The following is a 17,235-nucleotide window of genomic DNA, read 5'->3' as shown; positions in this document are numbered from 1 at the left end:
GGGCCCGAAGCGTCCCCGACGAGCGCCGCGCAACGGCTCAACGCGAAGGGGGAGCGCTCCCTGGCCGCGGTGCGGCCCGGAGGGTCGCGATCTGGAACAGGGCAATGCCGGCGGCGACGCTGACGTTGAGGGACTCGGTGTCCCGGTCGATGGGGATGCGGACGACGACGTCGCAGCGCTCCCGCACCAGCCGGGAGAGCCCCGTGCCCTCCGCGCCGACCACCAGGGCAACGGGGTCGGCGAAGCCGTCGTAGTCAGTGACGTCCACGTTCCCGTCGCCGGCCAGGCCCACGGTCTGCAACCCGGCGTCCTGGTAGGAGCCCAGGGCGCGCGCCAGGTTGACCGCGCGGGCGACGGGGATGCGAGCGGCAGCGCCCGCGCTGGTGCGCCAGGCCGATGCGGTCATGCCGACCGCGCGGCGCTGCGGAACCACGACACCGTGCGCGTCGAAGGCGGCCGCGGAACGGACGACGGCGCCGAGGTTGCGGGGATCGGTCACCCCGTCCATCGCGACGATCAGCGGCGGCCGGCCCGAGTCGCGGGCGAGGTCGAGCAGATCGTCCGGGTGGGCGTAGTCGTAGGGCGGCACCTGCAGGCCGATGCCCTGGTGCAGCGCCCCTCCGGACATGCGGTCGAACTCGGCCTTCCCGACCTCGAGCAGCGGCAGCCCGCGGTCGGCCGCGAGGGCAAGGGCCTCGGCGATCCGCTCGTCGGTGGTGCGGTGGGTGTCCCCGGTGACGACGTAGAGCGCCGTCGCGGGGATCTTCGCCCGCAGCGCCTCCACGACCGGGTTGCGGCCGAGCAGCAGTTCCGGTGTCTCCTCGGCCCGTGCCCGGGCCCGGGCGCGGTCGGCCCGCTGCCGCTGCTCGGCGGCGGCCCGGCGCTGCGCCGGGTGCCCGGGGCGCGCCTCCGCCGGCGGGGTGGCGCCCCGGCCGGCCAGAGCCCGGCGGCCCTTGCCACCGGTTCCTGCGGTCGCCGTCTTCTTGCCCGCACCGGTCGTGCGGCCTCGGCGCTGGCTGTTGCCGGCCATCAGCGGGTCAGCTCCCATCGGGGTCCCTGGGGGGTGTCCTCGACGGAGACGCCGAGGGCGGTGAGCTGGTCGCGGATCGCGTCGGCGGCGACGAAGTCCCTGCGGGCCCGCGCGGCCTGCCGCTGCTCCAGCGCCAGTGAGACGAGCCCGTCGGTCACCTGGGTCAGCCGTTGGTCGCTGCCGCCGGCGGTCCACTGCGGGTCGAGCGGGTCCAGCCCCAGAACGCCGAGCATCGTCCGCACCGCGCCGAGGGCCCCCGCGACGGCCGCGTCGTGGCCGTCGGCCAGCGCGGTGTTGCCCTCGCGCACGGCCTCGTGGATCGCGGCGACGGCCGCGGGTGTGCCGAGGTCGTCGTCGAGCGCGGCGCTGAACTCAGCGCACAGCACCCGCGCTCCACTGTCCTCGCCGACCCGCTCCGCCGCCCGGCGGACGAAGGACTCGATGCGCCGGTAGGCCGCCCCGGCCTCGGCGAGGGCCGCCTCGGTGAACTCGATCGCCGACCGGTAGTGCGGTGCGACCAGGTAGTACCGCAGCTCGACCGGGCGCACCCGCTGGACGACCTCGTCGACCAGCGCCGTGTTGCCCAGCGACTTGCTCATCTTCTCGCCGCCGAGGGTGACCCAGCCGTTGTGCAGCCAGTACTGCGCGAAGCCGTTACCGAGTGCCCGGGACTGAGCCTGCTCGTTCTCGTGGTGCGGGAAGCGGAGGTCCAGCCCCCCGCCGTGGATGTCGAACTCCGGGCCCAGGTAGCGCTCCGCCATCGCTGAGCACTCCAGGTGCCAGCCCGGCCGGCCGCGACCCCATGGGGTGGGCCAGGAAGCGGTCTCCGGCTCGCCCGGCTTGTGCGCCTTCCACAGGGCGAAGTCGCGGGGGTCCCGCTTGCGCTCGTCGGTCTCGGTGTCGGCGGCCGGCTGCATCTCCCCGAGCTTCTGCCCGGTCAGTGCGCCGTACTCGGGGAACGAGCGGACGTCGAAGTAGACGTCACCCCCGGCGGCGTAGGCGTGGCCTCTCTCGATCAGCCGGTCCATCAACGTCACCATGTCGGTGATGTGGCCGGTCGCGCGGGGCTCGTAGGTGGGAGGCAGGACACCCAGGACGTCGTAGGCGCGGGTGACGGCCCGCTCGTTGTCGTACGCCCAGGCCCACCAGGGGACGCCGTTCGCCGCACCCTTGGCCAGGATCTTGTCGTCGATGTCGGTGACGTTGCGGATGTAGGTCACGTCGAGACCACCGGCGGCCAGCCACCTGCGCAGCACGTCGAAGGCCAGGGCCGAGCGGACGTGACCGATGTGGGGACGTCCCTGCACCGTGAGCCCGCAGACGTAGACGGAGGCCTGACCGGCACGCAGCGGCGTGAAGTCGCGGACCGCGCGGGCGGCCGTGTCGTAGAGGCGGAGGCTCACTGCGGAGAGTCTACGGAGCGCGGCCGGCGGTGCGGAGCCCGCCGTCGATCGGTCGATCCCGGTCGGCCCCGAGTGGGCGACAGCCGCGGCCACCTGCCTGCGGTACGCACCAGGGGGCGGGGAGGCGGGACTCAGTCGGCCCGTACGACCAGGGCAGTGGCGACGGCGGCCCGGCCCTCGCCGCGGCCGGTGAGCCCGAGGCCGTCGGTCGTCGTGGCCGCGACGCTGACGGGAGCGCCCAGGGCCGTCGAGAGCGCGGCCTCGGCCTCCGCCCGGCGGGGACCGAGCTTCGGGCTGGTGGCCACCAGCTGGACCGACGCGTTGCCGATCCGCCAGCCGGCGGCGGCCAGGACCTCGCGCACGTGCGCGAGGACGGCGATCCCGGCGGCCCCCGCCCACCGCGGGTCATCGGTGCCGAGCAGGCCACCGATGTCGCCGAGGCCGGCGGCGGAGAGAACGGCGTCGGTCAGGGCGTGGGCGACGACGTCTCCGTCGGAGTGCCCGGCACAGCCGTCGGCACCGGGCCAGTCCAGTCCGGCGAGCCGGCAGGCCCGCCCGGGCTCGATCGGGTGCACGTCGGTGCCGATGCCCACCCGCGGCAGCAGGGTCACCGCCGCACCTGCAGCTCGGCGGTCGCCAGGTCGTGCGGCACGGTCACCTTGGCAGCCCGCTCGTCGCCGTCCACGGTGACGACCGGGACGCCGCCGGCGCGCACGACCGCGGCGTCGTCGGTGAGGTCGGCGTCCGGGGCGAGGAGCGCGTAGGCCGCGGTGAGCGCCACGCGGTCGAACCCCTGGGGGGTCTGGACCCGGCGCAAGGACGCGCGCGGGACGGTCTCGATGACTGCTCCCCGTTCGTCGACGACCACGGTGGTGTCGACCACGGGAAGGACCGGCACCACCGCGGGGTGGCCGTCCGCCAGCGCTGCCAGCACGCGGCGGACGACGTCGGGCGGGGTCAGCGGCCGGGCGGCGTCGTGCACCAGGACGAGGTCGGCACCGGCGGTGGCAGCGTCCAGCCCGGCCCGCACCGAGGCGGTCCGGCTGGCTCCCCCGTCGACCAGCCGGACGTCCGCGGACAACGCGCGGGCGAAGGCAGCACGCTGTTCGGCGGGGACGGCGACCACGATCTCGGCCACCCCTCCGGCGCGCAGCGCGTCGACCGACCAGGCGACGAGTGGTCGACCGGCCAGAGGGACGAGAGCCTTCGGCAGATCGGCCCCCAGACGCAGACCACTCCCGGCCGCTGCGACGATGCCGACAGCGTGCACGGGAGTGGTCTGGGTGTCTCTGTGGAGCAGCGCGTTCGAAGGCTGTGCTCGGAAGCCCGAGCTCAGCTGGCGAGGACCTCGTCGAGGAGGACCTCGGCCTTGTCCTCGTTGGTGCCCTCAGCGAGCGCCAGCTCGCTGACCAGGATCTGACGGGCCTTGGAGAGCATGCGCTTCTCGCCGGCCGAAAGGCCACGGTCCTTGTCGCGGCGCCAGAGGTCGCGCACGACCTCGGCCACCTTGTTCACGTCTCCGGAGGCCAGCTTCTCGAGGTTGGCCTTGTAGCGGCGCGACCAGTTGGTCGGCTCCTCGGTGTGCGGGGCGCGCAGCACCTCGAAGACCCGGTTCAGACCCTCCTGGCCCACGACGTCACGTACGCCGACGATCTCGGCGTTGTCAGCCGGCACGCGCACGGTCAGATCGCCCTGGGCGACCTTCAGCACGAGGTAGGCCTTCTCGACGCCCTTGATGGTCCGCTGCTCGATCGCCTCGATCAACGCGGCACCGTGGTGCGGATAGACGACGGTCTCGCCGACAGTGAAGCCCATGTGGATGTGACCCCTTTCGCTATCCCCAGACTACCACGGCAAACTGACAAGCGAATCGGGCTCGGGCAGTAAATCTGCAGGTCAGCGGCCTGAACAGGTGACGACGAGGGGTTGACACAGCGTGGTGGATGTGCCTGCGCGGCCGACCGGGCGGGCCGCAACGGTGCGTGCTCTCGCCGTCGCCACGCACGCCGGTCCGACTGCCGCAGTGACCACCGTCGCGACCCTCCTGGCCGTCGCCGCAGGGGTGTCACCGGGGCGGGTGGCACTCGTCTGCGTCGCCGTCCTCGCAGGTCAGGCGTCGATCGGGTGGAGCAACGACTGGCTGGACGCCGACCGCGACCGAGCCGTCGCGCGGGCCGACAAGCCCGTCGTCCAGCAGGCCGTGTCACCCACCCGGCTGCGGTCCGCGGCACTGGTCGCCGTCACCGCCGCCGTTCTCCTGTCGCTCCTGCTCGGCGTCGTGCCGGGCGTGCTCCTGCTGACACTGGTGACCAGTGGGTGGGCCTACAACGCCGGCCTCAAGCGCACCGCGGCCTCGGCGGTGCCCTACGTGACCGGTTTCGGCGCACTACCGGCCGGAGTGGTCGCGGCAGCGCCCGGGACACCGGTGGCGCCCTGGTGGCTGATCACGGCGGGCGCCGCGCTCGGCGCCGCCGCCCATCTGGCCAACGTCGCCCCTGACCTGGAGGACGACCACGCCACGGGGGTCCGCGGCCTCCCGCACCGACTCGGCGCGCGGGTCTCCGCCGCCGTGGGCGCGCTGCTGCTCGGCGGCGCGTCCCTCGTGCTGGTCCTGGGCCCCGACGGTCCGCCGTCGGCCGCCGGGTGGGCCGCCGTCGTCCTGGCGGTGCCCGCCGTGGTCGTGGCCGCCCTCGCGGGAAGGCCGCGGTTCCGGCGGCTGGCCTTCCCGGCGGTCATGCTCCTCACCGTCCTGGACGTGGCCCTGCTGGTCGCGGGCGGCGCCGCCCCGGTCTGACGGGGGCGGCCGGTGTCACGCCGGCCGCCACCCACGATCAGTCGCGACCGTTGCCCTTGCCGCCGTTGCCGTTGCTGCCGGCGCCGTTGCCGGCGGCGGCCTTGCCGTTCCCGGCGTTGCCGTTGCTGCCGGCGACGGCGTTGCCGTTGCCGTTGCCGTTGCCGCCGCTGCCGCGCTCACCGGACGCCGTCTCCCGCGTGGCGACGGTGGTCTCCTGCTCGGCCTCGGGCGCCGCCGTCGGCGTGGCCCCGGTCAGCTCGCCGAGGTCCACGCCCGCCGCTGCGAGCTCCTCGGCGTCGAGGCCCTTCTCACGCGCACGGGAGCTGACGAGCTCACCGAAGCGGACGCCCAGCGCCTTGGCCACGTCGTGGTGCGTGCCCGCACTCACCCATGCACCGAAGGAGGGGTAGGCGTCCGGGCCCTCCAGGGCCCACGTCTCGGCGCTGAACTCGGCCTCGGTCGGCTCCGCCGGCGGCGCGGTCTCCACCACCGGGGTCGGGACGGTCCCAGGGTCGGTCGTGCCCGTCTGGTCCTCGCCGGGGACCTCGTCACCGGCGACCTCGTCACCGCCCTCGATGTCCAACGGCGTGACCGTCTCGACGACGCTCGCGACGGTGTCCTGCACCGGGTCCGGCAGGACTCCGACGACGCCGGCACCGGTAACGGCGACCACGACGACTCCGGCGCCGGTGTCGGCCTGAGCCACCGCACCCGCGGAGATGATCTTGGCGAGAAGGGCGGGGAAGATCATGGCGAAACGTCTCCTGTTCCGGACGCGGGCGCCCCTCCGCGCGGGCGGGCTCCCGTCCGTTCCGGCCGTCCGCGTGGACGGTTCGGACTGGTCGGTGAGCAGACCCGTGGCCAGCAGTTCGGCGAGGGCGGCATTGGGCCGCCCCGGCCGGGTCGCGCTCGCGCGGACCGCCTCGGTGAAGGCGGCCAGCCCGGCCGCCTCGAAGGGGACGGGCCGGCCCGTGAGGAGGGCCTCGAAGGCCTCCTCGGCGGCGGAGTCGTCGGCTGTCGTGGTCATCTCACACCCGTCATCGCCGGACGGGCTGCCAGGGGTACGCGGGTGCCGGGAACAATCTCGGACGACTTCTCGATGCGCTCCCGCAGGGACCGCAGCCCACGCCGCTGGAGCGCCTTCACCGAGCCCACGGAGCGCCCCATGACCGAGGCGATCTGCTCCACCGTCAGGTCGGCGAGCACGCGCAGGAGCAGCACCGCGCGCTGGTCGTCGGGCAATCCGGCGCACAGCCGGTGGACGTCGTCGGTGCCGACGCGCACCAGGGCGTCGTCCTCCGCGTCCCCGCCCGCGAGCAGGGTGAGGTCGCCGGCGTCGTCGGCGAGCCGGGGACGGCGGCTCCGACGCCGCCAGTCGTCGATCAGCCTCCGGTGGGCGATGGTGAACACCCAGCTCCGCAGGGCCTCCTCGTCGCCCCGGAAGCCGGGCAGCCCCGTGAAAACCCCGAGGAACGTCTCGCTGGCCACGTCGTCCGGGTCGGCCGCCCCGTGCAGGCGGAGGTAAGCGATGACGGTGGGGGCCAGACCGCGGTAGAGCGTCTCGAAGGCCCACGCGGCCCCGGCCTGCGCCGCGGCCAGCACGTCGTCGAACGCCAACCCCGCCCGCATCGCGCCCTCCCTCCCTCGGCCCATCAGCTCCTTCCTCATCGGCAGGCCGGGGCAGGTGCTGGAGCCTCCGCCCCCGACGGAGGACGCGCGGGAGGAACCCCTTCCCTGCGGGCGGACCTCCGGGGCTGCCCGTTAGGCTCCGGACGAGCCCGTGTCACCGATTCCGCGGTGGCCGGCCCGGAACTGTGTGGAGGTCGACGGCTGTGAATCGCGCGCTGCGCGCCGCCACTGTGGGCGTACTGTTTCTGTCCCCCGTCGTGCTGTCCGCGTGCAGTGCCGGCCAGGTCACGCAAACCGCCACGCAGGAGCGCGACAAGACCGGCGGGATGGCGCAGGTCGGTGACATCACCGTGCGCGCCGCCGAGCTCGAGCACCCCCGCGGCGGGGCCTACGAGAGCGGTGACGACGCCGAGCTGCGGATGGTCATCGTGAACGGTGGCCAGGAGGCCGACACCCTGGTGGAGGTCGACGGCGAGGGCATCGGCGGGGTGGAGATCGAGGGCGCCGAGGGCGGCACGACGGCAGCGCCCACCACCGGCGCGACCCCGAGCCCCGCCACCGGCGCCGCCCCCACGACCGGCGCCGCCCCCACGACCGGCGCCGCCCCCACGACCACCACCGGGTCGCAGGAGATCGAGATCCCGGCCGGCGCCACCGTCATCGTCGACGGCGATGCGGCGACGATCACCCTGACCGACCTCGACGAGGGACTGACGGTCGGGCAGTACATCGAGCTGACCCTGACCTTCGAGAACGCCGGTGAGGTGTCCCTCCCCGTCACCGTCGCCAACCCCGACGAGGCCCTCGAGCGCGGTGAAGCCTTCGACTTCCACCACGAGGAGGGCGCAGCGGAAGAGGGCACCGAGGACGCGGCGCGCGAGCGCGAGTCCGCGGGCGAGCACGGCGGCGGCGAGTAGCTGCGCCTCCGCGGTCCTTCCGGGAACTGTCGTCCTGGTTGGTTAGCGTCGCGGCGTGCCGTCCGCTGGAGTGAAGTCCGCCCGTCCCGCCCACCGCTGTACCGAGTGCGGCTACGCCTCTGCCAAGTGGGTCGGCCGCTGCCCTGAGTGCCAGGCCTGGGGCAGCATCCAGGAGTTCGGCGCTCCCGCCGCCGCCCTGCGGGCCGTCTCGGCGGGCCCGGTCACCGCGCCCGCCCGCCCGATCGCGCAGGTGGAGCTGGCCGGGGCGCGCGCGGTTCCCACCGGCATCGAGGAATTCGACCGCGTCCTGGGCGGCGGGCTCGTCCCCGGCGCCGTCCTGCTGGTCGCCGGCGAACCCGGGGTCGGCAAGTCCACCCTGCTGCTCGAGGTCGCCCATCGGGTCGCCGCGAGCAACGGGCCCGCCCTGGTGGTCTCCGGGGAGGAGTCCGCCGGCCAGGTGCGGCTGCGCGCCGAGCGGATCGGCGCCCTGCACGAGCGGCTCTACCTGGCCGCCGAGACCGAGCTGTCGGCCGTCCTCGCCCACGTCGAGCAGGTGAACCCGACACTGCTGATCCTCGACAGCGTCCAGACCGTCCGCTCCCCCGCGGTCGACGGCACCGATGGTGGGGCCAGCCAGGTCCGCGCCGTGGCCGGGGCGCTCACCGCCGTGGCCAAGAGCCGGGGCATGACCACGATCCTCGTCGGCCACGTCACCAAGGACGGCGCGATCGCCGGCCCCCGCACGCTGGAGCACCTGGTCGACGTCGTCGTCTCCTTCGACGGTGAGCGGCACTCGACGCTGCGCCTGGTCCGCGCCACGAAGAACCGGTTCGGCCCGGCCGACGAGATCGGCTGCTTCGAGATCGGCGACGGCGGCGTGGTCGGAGTCCCCGACCCGTCGGCGCTGTTCGTCTCCCGACGCTCGGCCCCGGTCCCCGGCAGCTGCGTCACCGTGACGATGGAGGGCAGCCGCCCGCTGCTGGCCGAGGTGCAGGCGCTGGTGGCCGGCACCGGCGGCGGCGGGTCACCTCGCCGAGCCGTGAGCGGTCTCGACGCCCAGCGCGTGGCCATGGTCAATGCCGTCGTGGAACGCCGGGGCGGGGTGAAGCTCGCCGAGGCCGACGTCTTCGCGGCCTCGGTCGGGGGCGTGCGCATCGCGGAGCCGGCCGCAGACCTCGCGCTCGCCCTGGCGATCGCGTCGGCCGCCAAGGACCGCGCCCTGCCCGAGGGCCTGGTGGCCCTGGGAGAAGTCGGCCTGTCCGGCGAGATTCGCCGGGTCGGCGGCGCCGGCCGCCGGCTGGCGGAGGCGGCGCGACAGGGCTACAAGGTGGCCCTGGTGCCCGCCGATGCCGGCGCAGCACCCCCCGGCATGCGGCTGATCGAGGTCCCCGATCTGGGTACCGCCTTCTACCGCCTCTTCTAGCACTCTAGGGTTTCGTTAGGTCGCCGCGATCCGGTGCAGCAGGGGGACCCGAGGAGGCACCCCGTCGCGCCCGGGCACGTAGACTCAGTCGCCGTACCACTCGACCGTCAGGAGCGCTCGTGCCCACCGAGGTGGATCCCGAGGTCGCGTTGCGCGAACTCCTCGGCCGTATCGCCCCGGGGACCGCGCTCCGCGACGGCTTGGAGCGCATCCTGGCCGGGCGTACCGGCGCGCTCATCGTGCTCGGCTACGACCGGGTCGTCGAGTCGCTGTGCACGGGTGGCTTCGCCCTGGACGTGGCGCTGTCGGCCACCCGGCTGCGCGAGCTCGCGAAGATGGACGGCGCGGTGATCGTCTCCTACGACGGCACCCGGATCGTGCGGGCCGGCGTCCACCTGATGCCCGACCCGACCATCCCCACCGAGGAGTCGGGCACCCGGCACCGGACCGCCGAGCGGGTGGCCCTCCAGACCGGGTTCCCGGTCATCTCGGTCAGCCAGTCGATGCACATCATCAGCGTGTACGTCGCCGGCCGCCGGTACACCCTGGAACACCCGACGACGATCCTGGCGCGGGCCAACCAGGCCCTGGCCGCCCTGGAGCGCTACAAGCTGCGCCTCGACGAGGTCGCCAGCACGTTGTCCGCCCTCGAGATCGAGGACCTCGTCACCGTGCGCGACGCGATGAGCGTCAGCCAGCGCCTGGAGATGGTCCGGCGCATCGCGGACGAGATCGAGGGCTTCGTCGTCGAGCTCGGCACCGACGGCCGCCTGCTGGCCCTGCAGCTGGACGAGATGCTGGCCGGCGTGGAGGAGGACCGCGGTCTGCTCGTCCGCGACTACCTGCCCGGCGGCGGTCGCCGCCCGCGCACGATCGACCAGGTCCTCACCGACCTGCGCGCGCTGTCGGCGACCGAGCTGCTCGACCTGTCCGCCGTCGCCCGGTGCTACGGCCTGCCGACATCGCCCGACGCCCTCGACTCCCCCGTCAGCCCGCGTGGTTACCGGCTGCTCAACCGGGTGCCCCGGCTGCCGTCGGGCATCATCGACCGCCTGGTCGATCACTTCGGTGGCCTGCAGAAGCTGCTGGCCGCCACCATCGAGGACCTGCTGGCCGTCGAGGGCGTCGGCGAGGCGCGGGCCCGAGGCATTCGTGAGGGCCTCTCGCGGCTGGCCGAGACCTCCATCCTCGACCGCTACAGCTGAGAAAGGACCCCCTTCTCCCCACCCCTCGCACGCTCGGGGCGGGACCCGGAAGGGAGCCGTCAGCCGAGGGTGATCGAGGCGTCCGACGACACCTTGGTGTCCAGCCGGCCACGCAGCACGTAGGTCCCCGGCGGGGGCGCCCCGCGAGGCGCGGTGCAGGTCGGCTCGCTGGTCAGGCCACCCCAGACGATCGGGAGCGTGACCACCTCGCCGGGAGCGAGGGTGCGCGGGTCGCTGCTGGCCTCCGGGAAGCAGTCGTTGCTGCCCCACACCCGGGTGCCGGCCCCGTCGAACATGACGATCTCCTGGAGCCCCTTGTCCAGGGCGCGGACGCAGGGCACCGCGGAGACGTTGGCGACCGCCAGCTCGAACGTCGGCTTGCTGCCGACGGCGGCGCTGCCCGGGGTCCGCACCTCGAGGCCCAGCATCTCGTCGGTGCACGGGCCTCCGGCCACCGGGCCGGGAGCGGGGGCGGCCACCTCGGCCTCGGTCGGCAGGGCCGGCGGGTCGGGCGTCGCGACGGCGCTGAGCGAAGGGACCACCCGCTCCAGGGCCGGCACCGGGAGCGGGCGCGTACCACTGACCGCCGCGGCGTCGTCGCCGTCGCGTTGCCCGAGCATCGCGAGACCCAGCCACCCCGCACCGCCCAGGACCGCCAGCAGCACGGTCAGCGCGACCAGCCGCCGACGCCAGTAGACGCGGGCGGGCAGGTCGCCGACCGGGTGCCACACGCGGGGAACGGTAGTCGGCGGGCTCGGAGCGGGTCGGCTCGGCACGCCGCTCCTGCCGGACGGCAGACTGTTCTCCCGTGACGAGCACCCCCACAGCGGGCTCGGCGACCGACGAGGCGGCCGGCGAAGCGATCGTCGACTGGTACGCCACCGCCGCCCGTGACCTGCCGTGGCGCCGCCCCGGCGTCGACGCGTGGGCGGTACTGGTCAGCGAGGTCATGCTGCAGCAGACGCCGGTCGCACGGGTGGAGCCGGTCTGGCGGGAGTGGATGGCCCGCTGGCCCACACCCGCAGCCCTGGCCGCCGTCGCCCCGGCCGACGTCATCCGCGCCTGGGGGAAGCTGGGCTATCCGCGCCGGGCCCTGCGGCTGCGGGAGGCAGCGGTGGCCGTCGTCGAGCGCCACGGGGGCGTCGTTCCGGCCGACGTGGCGGCGCTGGAGGCGCTGCCGGGCGTCGGCACGTACACGGCCCGCGCGGTGGCCTGCTTCGGCTACGGGCAGCCACAGCCGGTGGTCGACACCAACGTCCGGAGGGTGGTGGCCCGCCTCGTGCACGGCCGGGCGGAGGCGGGGAACGCCCGCGCCGCCGACCTCACCGACATCGCGGCGCTCACGCCGCCCGACGTCCGGCGGGCGACCCGGTTCTCGGTGGCGGCGATGGAACTGGGGGCGCTGGTGTGCGTGGCCGGGACCCCTCGCTGCGGGGTGTGCCCGGTCCGCGACCGGTGCGCCTGGCGGCTGGCCGGGTGCCCGCCGCACGACGGGCCGCCCAGACGGGTGCAGAGGTTCGCAGGCACCGACCGTCAGGTGCGCGGCCGCCTGCTCGACGTCCTCCGTGCCGCGCAGGGACCGGTGGATGCCACGGCACTGGAGCCCGCCTGGGAGGACGCCGTCCAGCGCAGCCGCTGCCTGGACTCCCTGCTCACCGACGGCCTCGTCGAGCAGACCGGGGACGGCCTGTTCCGCCTCCCCACCTGACGCGCGAAGGGGCCGCCCCACCTGTCGGTGGGAGCGGCCCCTGTCGTCGGGCCCCCTGCGGGGTCCCACCGCGAGCCTGCGAGCGGTGGGGGCAGGGGTCCTTCTACTCGGTCTGGCCAGCCGGGCCGTCCTCCTCGCCCTCGGCCCCCGAGAGGGCCACCGGCGGAGTGTCGGGCACGGCGATCGGCTTGGCCTCGCCGCGGAAGGTGAACTTCGCGTCGGCACCCTCGCCCTCGACGTCCACCACGATGATCTGACCCGCGGTCAGCTCGCCGTAGAGGATCTTCTCCGACAACGCGTCCTCGATCTCGCGCTGGATGGTCCGGCGCAGCGGCCGGGCACCGAGCACGGGGTCGAAGCCACGGTGCGCCAGGAGCTTCTTGGCGGCCGGGGTGATCTCCAAAGCCATGTCCTTGTTCGCCAGCTGGGTCTCCACACGGGACACCATGAGGTCGACGATCTCGATGATCTCGTCCTCGGTCAGCTGGTGGAACACGACGATGTCGTCGATGCGGTTGAGGAACTCCGGCCGGAAGTGCTGCTTGAGCTCTTCGTTGACCTTGTTCTTCATCCGCTCGTAGTTGCTCTGCGTGTCATTCCCGACCTGGAAGCCGAGACCGACGGCCTTCGAGATGTCCCGCGTACCGAGGTTGGTCGTGAGGATCAGGATCGTGTTCTTGAAGTCCACGATCCGGCCCTGACCATCGGTGAGCCGACCGTCCTCCAGCACCTGCAGGAGCGTGTTGAACACGTCTGCGTGCGCCTTCTCGATCTCGTCGAAGAGGACCACCGAGAACGGCTTGCGCCGCACCTTCTCGGTCAGCTGGCCACCCTCGTCGTAACCGACGTAACCGGGAGGGGCACCGACCAGTCGCGACACGGTGAAGCGGTCGTGGAACTCACCCATGTCGATCTGGATGAGCGCGTCGTCCTCACCGAACAGGAACTGCGCCAGCGCCTTCGCCAGCTCCGTCTTACCGACACCCGAGGGGCCGGCGAAGATGAAGGAACCACCCGGACGGCGCGGGTCCTTGAGTCCCGCACGCGTGCGCCGGATCGCCTGGCTGACGCTCTTGATGGCCTCTTCCTGGCCGATGATCCGCTTGTGGAGCTCGTCCTCCATGCGGAGCAGACGCGTGGTCTCCTCCTCGGTGAGCTTGAAGACGGGGATGCCGGTCCAGTTGGCCAGCACCTCGGCGATCTGCTCGTCGTCGACCTCGGCGACGACGTCCATGTCGCCGGCCTTCCACTGCTTCTCGCGCTCGGCCTTCTCCGCCAGCAGCGTCTTCTCCTTGTCGCGGAGGGACGCGGCCTTCTCGAAGTCCTGCGCGTCGATCGCCGACTCCTTCTCGCGGCGGATGCCGGCGATCCGGTCGTCGAACTCGCGCAGGTCCGGCGGGGCGGTCATCCGCTTGATCCGCATCCGGGCACCGGCCTCGTCGATCAGGTCGATCGCCTTGTCCGGGAGGAAGCGGTCGGAGATGTACCGGTCGGCCAGCGTCGCCGCGGCCACCAGGGCGGCGTCGGTGATGCTGATCCGGTGGTGCGCCTCGTAGCGGTCGCGCAGCCCCTTGAGGATCTCGATCGTGTGCTGGAGCGTGGGCTCGCCGACCTGGATGGGCTGGAAGCGGCGCTCGAGAGCGGCGTCCTTCTCCAGGTGCTTGCGGTACTCGTCCAGCGTGGTGGCGCCGATGGTCTGCAGCTCACCGCGGGCCAGCATCGGCTTCAGGATGCTGGCGGCGTCGATCGCGCCCTCGGCGGCACCGGCCCCGACGAGGGTGTGGATCTCGTCGATGAACAGGATGATGTCGCCGCGGGTGCGGATCTCCTTGAGGACCTTCTTGAGCCGCTCCTCGAAGTCACCGCGGTAGCGGGAACCGGCGACGAGCGCGCCGAGGTCGAGGGTGTAGAGCTGCTTGTCCTTCAGCGTCTCGGGCACCTCGCCCTTGACGATCGCCTGTGCGAGGCCCTCGACGACGGCGGTCTTGCCGACGCCGGGCTCGCCGATGAGGACGGGGTTGTTCTTGGTCCGCCGCGACAGGACCTGCATGACCCGCTCGATCTCCTTGGCCCGCCCGATGACCGGGTCGAGCTTCTGGTCACGGGCGGCCTGGGTCAGGTTGCGGCCGAACTGGTCGAGGACCAGCGAGGTCGAGGGCGTGCCCTCGGCGGGGCCGCCGGCCGCGGCCGGCTCCTTGCCCTGGTAGCCCGAGAGCAGCTGGATGACCTGCTGGCGGACGCGGTTGAGGTCGGCGCCGAGCTTCACCAGGACCTGGGCGGCGACGCCCTCGCCCTCGCGGATCAGGCCGAGCAGGATGTGCTCGGTGCCGATGTAGTTGTGACCGAGCTGCAGGGCCTCGCGCAGCGAGAGCTCCAGCACCTTCTTCGCCCGCGGGGTGAAGGGGATGTGGCCGGACGGGGCCTGCTGCCCCTGGCCGATGATCTCCTCGACCTGCTGGCGGACGCCCTCGAGCGAGATGCCCAGGGACTCCAGCGCCTTGGCAGCGACGCCTTCACCCTCGTGGATCAGGCCCAGGAGGATGTGCTCGGTGCCGATGTAGTTGTGGTTGAGCATCCGGGCCTCTTCTTGGGCCAGGACAACAACGCGGCGGGCTCGGTCGGTGAACCGTTCGAACATCTGCTGCTTCTCCTTCGACCGGCTGGTCCGGCACTGTCCTTCCCCTGTCGTGGGGGAGGAGCACCCGACATCCGTCGGCGCTGGGGGCACCGGTCATTCCACTGTAGTCGCGGACCACGCCGTCCCGTCGTGGAAGACGGGGGCGGTGGGTGGCTGCCTGGTCCAACCAGCGCCGGCGCCCCAGGATTTCCTGCCTGGTTACGCCGTCAGCGGACGCCCCGGACGGCGGCGAGGGCCGGCCGTGCCGCAGCGGATCCGACCGTCCCCGCTCCGGGACGACGACGGCCCGGCTCCCCCGACGGGGAACCGGGCGGGCCGACGCACGTGACACGCGCGGACGTCACAGGAGAAGGGCCTCGTCCCTCTCGCCCCTCGCAGGCTCGGGCCGAGCCTCCGGACGAGGCCTTAGTGCGCGGCCTCGTAGGCCTCGACGACGCTGGCAGGAATACGACCGCGGTCGCTGACCGCGTGACCGTTCTTGCGGGCCCAGTCGCGGATGGCACCGGCCTGCTCGCGGTCCATCCGCCCACCGGTCGCACGGGAACGACCGCCACCGGAGGCGCGGTTGCCCCGGCCCACCTTGCGGGCGGCGGCGACATAGCGCGAGAAAGCCTCACGCAGTTCCTTGGCGTTCTTCTCCGCCAGGTCGATCTCGTACGAGGTGCCGTCGAGGGCAAAGCTCACCGTCTCGTCGGCAGACAGGTTCTCGTCGAGGTCGTCGCTCAGGATGACCTGAACCTTGCGGGCCATTGTGTTCCTCACTTCTCGCAACGGCGATGAGCCGGTCGGAATTGCGCCCGTCCAGGGCGACAGGACTATTGCACCACGCCCGGAGCCCATTCCGCCAATCTCGCCGGATGGCAACTCCAAGTGGTGAAACGAACCCGATCAGTTCATCAGCGCTACGAAGGAATGGGCCTGACCAGGGGAAAGAGGATTGTCTCGCGGATTCCGAGTCCGGTGAGAGTCATCATCAGTCGATCCATGCCCATGCCCATCCCGCCGGTGGGAGGCATGCCGTACTCGAGTGCCTCGAGAAAGTCCTCGTCGAGCACCATGGCCTCCGGGTCACCGGCCGCGGCCAGCGCTGCCTGCGCAGTGAACCGTTCCCGCTGGACGACCGGGTCGACCAGTTCGGAGTAGGCGGTGGCTCGCTCCACCCCGCCGATGTAGAGGTCCCACTTCTCGGCCAGCCCCGGCTGCGAGCGGTGGGCCCGGGTCAGCGGCGAGGTGTCCAGCGGGTAGTCGACGACGAACGTCGGCGCCTGCAGGGTGTGCTGCACCAATGCCTCGAACAGCTCCTCGACCACCTTTCCCGGCAGCCAGGCGGGGTCGACGCCGACATCGTGCCGTTCGGCGATCGCCCGCAGCTTCTCGACCGGCGTCTCGGGGGTGACCGCCTCGCCGACCGCTTCGGACACGGCGGAGTAGAGCGGAACCTGCGGCCACTCCCCCGACAGGTCGACCTCCGTGCCGTCGTGGTGACGGGCGACATGGTCGCCGAACAATGCCCGGCAGCTCTCCTGGATCAGCTCCCGGGTGAGGGTCGCCATCACCCGGTAGTCCGCATAGGCCTGGTAAAGCTCCAGCATCGCGAATTCCGGGGAGTGCGAGCTGTCCGCGCCCTCGTTGCGGAAGTTCCGGTTGATCTCGAAGACCCGGTCCAGCCCGCCGACGATGCACCGCTTGAGGAACAGCTCCGGGGCGATACGCAGGTAGAGATCCATGTCGAACGCGTTCATGTGGGTCCGGAACGGCCTGGCGGCGGCCCCGCCGTGCAGCGTCTGCAACATCGGCGTCTCGACCTCGAGGAATCCACGGGAGGAGAGCTCGGCCCGCAGGGTCGACATGACGGTGGCCCGCTGGCGCACCGTGCGGCGGGCCTCGTCCCGGACGATGAGGTCGACGTAGCGACGGCGGACGCGGAGTTCCTCGCTCATCGGCTTGTGCGCCACTGGCAACGGTCGCAGCGCCTTCGACGTCAGCTGCCAGGAGTCGGCGAAGACCGAGAGCTCGCCCCGGCGCGACGTCCCGACCTCGCCGGTGACCAGGACGTGGTCACCGAGGTCGACGTCGGCCTTCCAGGCCGCCAGCGCCTCCTCGCCCACGCGGTCGCGGGAGAGCATCACCTGCAGCTCGGCATCGCCTTCACGCAGGGTCGCGAAGCACAGCTTGCCGGTGTTGCGGAAGAAGATGACCCGGCCGGTGATGCCGACGGTCTCCCCCGTCATCGTGTCCGGGGGCAGGTCGGGGTGGGCGGCGCGGACGCCCGCCAGCGTCGTGGTCCGCGCGACGGTCACCGGATAGGGGTCGATGCCGCTGTCCCGCAGGCGGTCCAGCTTCGCCCGACGGACGCGCATCTGCTCCGGGAGCTCTTCACCCCCGGAGTCATCTCCGTTGCCGGAGCCGTTGCCAGGGTCGTTCGGACCTTCACTCACGCTTACTCCTCGCTGGCGCTCGTCGATCGCGTTCGCGAGCACTGCTGTGT

Annotated in this window: 16 protein-coding genes; 5 read left to right on the top strand and 11 right to left on the bottom strand. The window is 72.7% G+C overall.

Annotated elements, in window-relative coordinates; genetic code table 11:
* Positions 1-37: 37 nt before the first annotated feature.
* The 5 genes from rlmB to CHB94_RS06645 all read right to left on the bottom strand — a co-directional run bounded on the left by rlmB (position 38) and on the right by CHB94_RS06645 (position 4,248).
* Positions 38-1,048, bottom strand: coding sequence for a 23S rRNA (guanosine(2251)-2'-O)-methyltransferase RlmB (gene rlmB, locus CHB94_RS06665; protein WP_254920447.1), 1,011 nt, complete (start codon positions 1,046-1,048; stop codon positions 38-40).
* The gene (gene cysS / locus CHB94_RS06660) at positions 1,030-2,433 is read right to left on the bottom strand and encodes a cysteine--tRNA ligase (RefSeq protein ID WP_089335786.1); all 1,404 of its coding nucleotides are present in this window, start codon (positions 2,431-2,433) and stop codon (positions 1,030-1,032) included. The genes rlmB and cysS overlap by 19 nt, the downstream gene beginning before the upstream one ends.
* 131 nt (positions 2,434-2,564) lie before the next feature.
* A complete protein-coding gene (gene ispF / locus CHB94_RS06655; RefSeq protein ID WP_089335785.1) occupies positions 2,565-3,044 on the bottom strand; it encodes a 2-C-methyl-D-erythritol 2,4-cyclodiphosphate synthase in 480 nt (159 codons plus the stop codon).
* Positions 3,041-3,703, bottom strand: a complete 663-nt coding sequence (gene ispD / locus CHB94_RS06650; protein ID WP_089335784.1) for a 2-C-methyl-D-erythritol 4-phosphate cytidylyltransferase — start codon at positions 3,701-3,703, stop codon at positions 3,041-3,043. Before ispD ends, ispF begins: the two co-directional genes overlap by 4 nt.
* Before the next feature lie 62 nt (positions 3,704-3,765).
* A complete protein-coding gene (locus CHB94_RS06645; protein WP_026857724.1) occupies positions 3,766-4,248 on the bottom strand; it encodes a CarD family transcriptional regulator in 483 nt (160 codons plus the stop codon).
* 208 nt (positions 4,249-4,456) lie between these two features.
* Between CHB94_RS06645 and CHB94_RS06640 the strand changes: the two genes are divergently transcribed.
* Positions 4,457-5,227 (top strand): UbiA family prenyltransferase, encoded by a 771-nt coding sequence (locus CHB94_RS06640; protein ID WP_254920446.1) that lies wholly within the window; start codon positions 4,457-4,459, stop codon positions 5,225-5,227.
* A gap of 37 nt (positions 5,228-5,264) precedes the next feature.
* Here the strand turns inward: CHB94_RS06640 and CHB94_RS06635 are convergent, their stop codons facing one another.
* The gene (locus CHB94_RS06635) at positions 5,265-6,254 is read right to left on the bottom strand and encodes a hypothetical protein (RefSeq protein ID WP_089335783.1); all 990 of its coding nucleotides are present in this window, start codon (positions 6,252-6,254) and stop codon (positions 5,265-5,267) included.
* The gene (locus CHB94_RS06630) at positions 6,251-6,880 is read right to left on the bottom strand and encodes an RNA polymerase sigma factor (protein ID WP_176445443.1); all 630 of its coding nucleotides are present in this window, start codon (positions 6,878-6,880) and stop codon (positions 6,251-6,253) included. The genes CHB94_RS06635 and CHB94_RS06630 overlap by 4 nt, the downstream gene beginning before the upstream one ends.
* Before the next feature lie 179 nt (positions 6,881-7,059).
* Between CHB94_RS06630 and CHB94_RS06625 the strand changes: the two genes are divergently transcribed.
* From CHB94_RS06625 to disA, 3 genes are all read left to right on the top strand, one after another.
* Entirely contained in the window at positions 7,060-7,773 is a 714-nt protein-coding gene (locus CHB94_RS06625) for a copper chaperone PCu(A)C domain-containing protein (RefSeq protein WP_141137439.1), read from the top strand.
* A 55-nt stretch (positions 7,774-7,828) separates the two neighbouring features.
* Entirely contained in the window at positions 7,829-9,196 is a 1,368-nt protein-coding gene (gene radA, locus CHB94_RS06620; protein ID WP_089335780.1) for a DNA repair protein RadA, read from the top strand.
* Between the two features lie 119 nt (positions 9,197-9,315).
* Positions 9,316-10,401: a DNA integrity scanning diadenylate cyclase DisA gene (gene disA / locus CHB94_RS06615; RefSeq protein WP_089335779.1), complete on the top strand. Its 1,086-nt coding sequence runs from the start codon at positions 9,316-9,318 to the stop codon at positions 10,399-10,401.
* 59 nt (positions 10,402-10,460) lie between these two features.
* Here disA and CHB94_RS06610 read toward each other — a convergent pair whose 3' ends face one another.
* Positions 10,461-11,132 (bottom strand): MucR family transcriptional regulator, encoded by a 672-nt coding sequence (locus tag CHB94_RS06610; protein ID WP_089335778.1) that lies wholly within the window; start codon positions 11,130-11,132, stop codon positions 10,461-10,463.
* A gap of 77 nt (positions 11,133-11,209) precedes the next feature.
* Here CHB94_RS06610 and CHB94_RS06605 point away from each other — a divergent pair, with 77 nt between their 5' ends.
* Entirely contained in the window at positions 11,210-12,109 is a 900-nt protein-coding gene (locus tag CHB94_RS06605; protein ID WP_089335777.1) for an iron-sulfur binding domain-containing protein, read from the top strand.
* A gap of 103 nt (positions 12,110-12,212) precedes the next feature.
* Here the strand turns inward: CHB94_RS06605 and CHB94_RS06600 are convergent, their stop codons facing one another.
* The 3 genes from CHB94_RS06600 to lysS form a co-directional block, all read right to left on the bottom strand.
* Positions 12,213-14,747, bottom strand: a complete 2,535-nt coding sequence (locus CHB94_RS06600; RefSeq protein ID WP_089335776.1) for an ATP-dependent Clp protease ATP-binding subunit — start codon at positions 14,745-14,747, stop codon at positions 12,213-12,215.
* A gap of 405 nt (positions 14,748-15,152) precedes the next feature.
* On the bottom strand, positions 15,153-15,497 hold the full coding sequence (locus tag CHB94_RS06595; protein ID WP_089335775.1) for a histone-like nucleoid-structuring protein Lsr2: 345 nt from the start codon (positions 15,495-15,497) through the stop codon (positions 15,153-15,155).
* 152 nt (positions 15,498-15,649) lie between these two features.
* Entirely contained in the window at positions 15,650-17,185 is a 1,536-nt protein-coding gene (gene lysS, locus CHB94_RS06590; RefSeq protein ID WP_254920445.1) for a lysine--tRNA ligase, read from the bottom strand.
* Positions 17,186-17,235: the final 50 nt, after the last annotated feature.

This window comes from Blastococcus mobilis (genome assembly GCF_900188025.1).
GTDB classification, from domain to species: Bacteria; Actinomycetota; Actinomycetes; order Mycobacteriales; family Geodermatophilaceae; genus Blastococcus_B; species Blastococcus_B mobilis.
The sequence above is the reverse complement of the archived record's forward strand: the minus strand, read 5'-3'. Positions and strand labels throughout refer to the sequence as shown.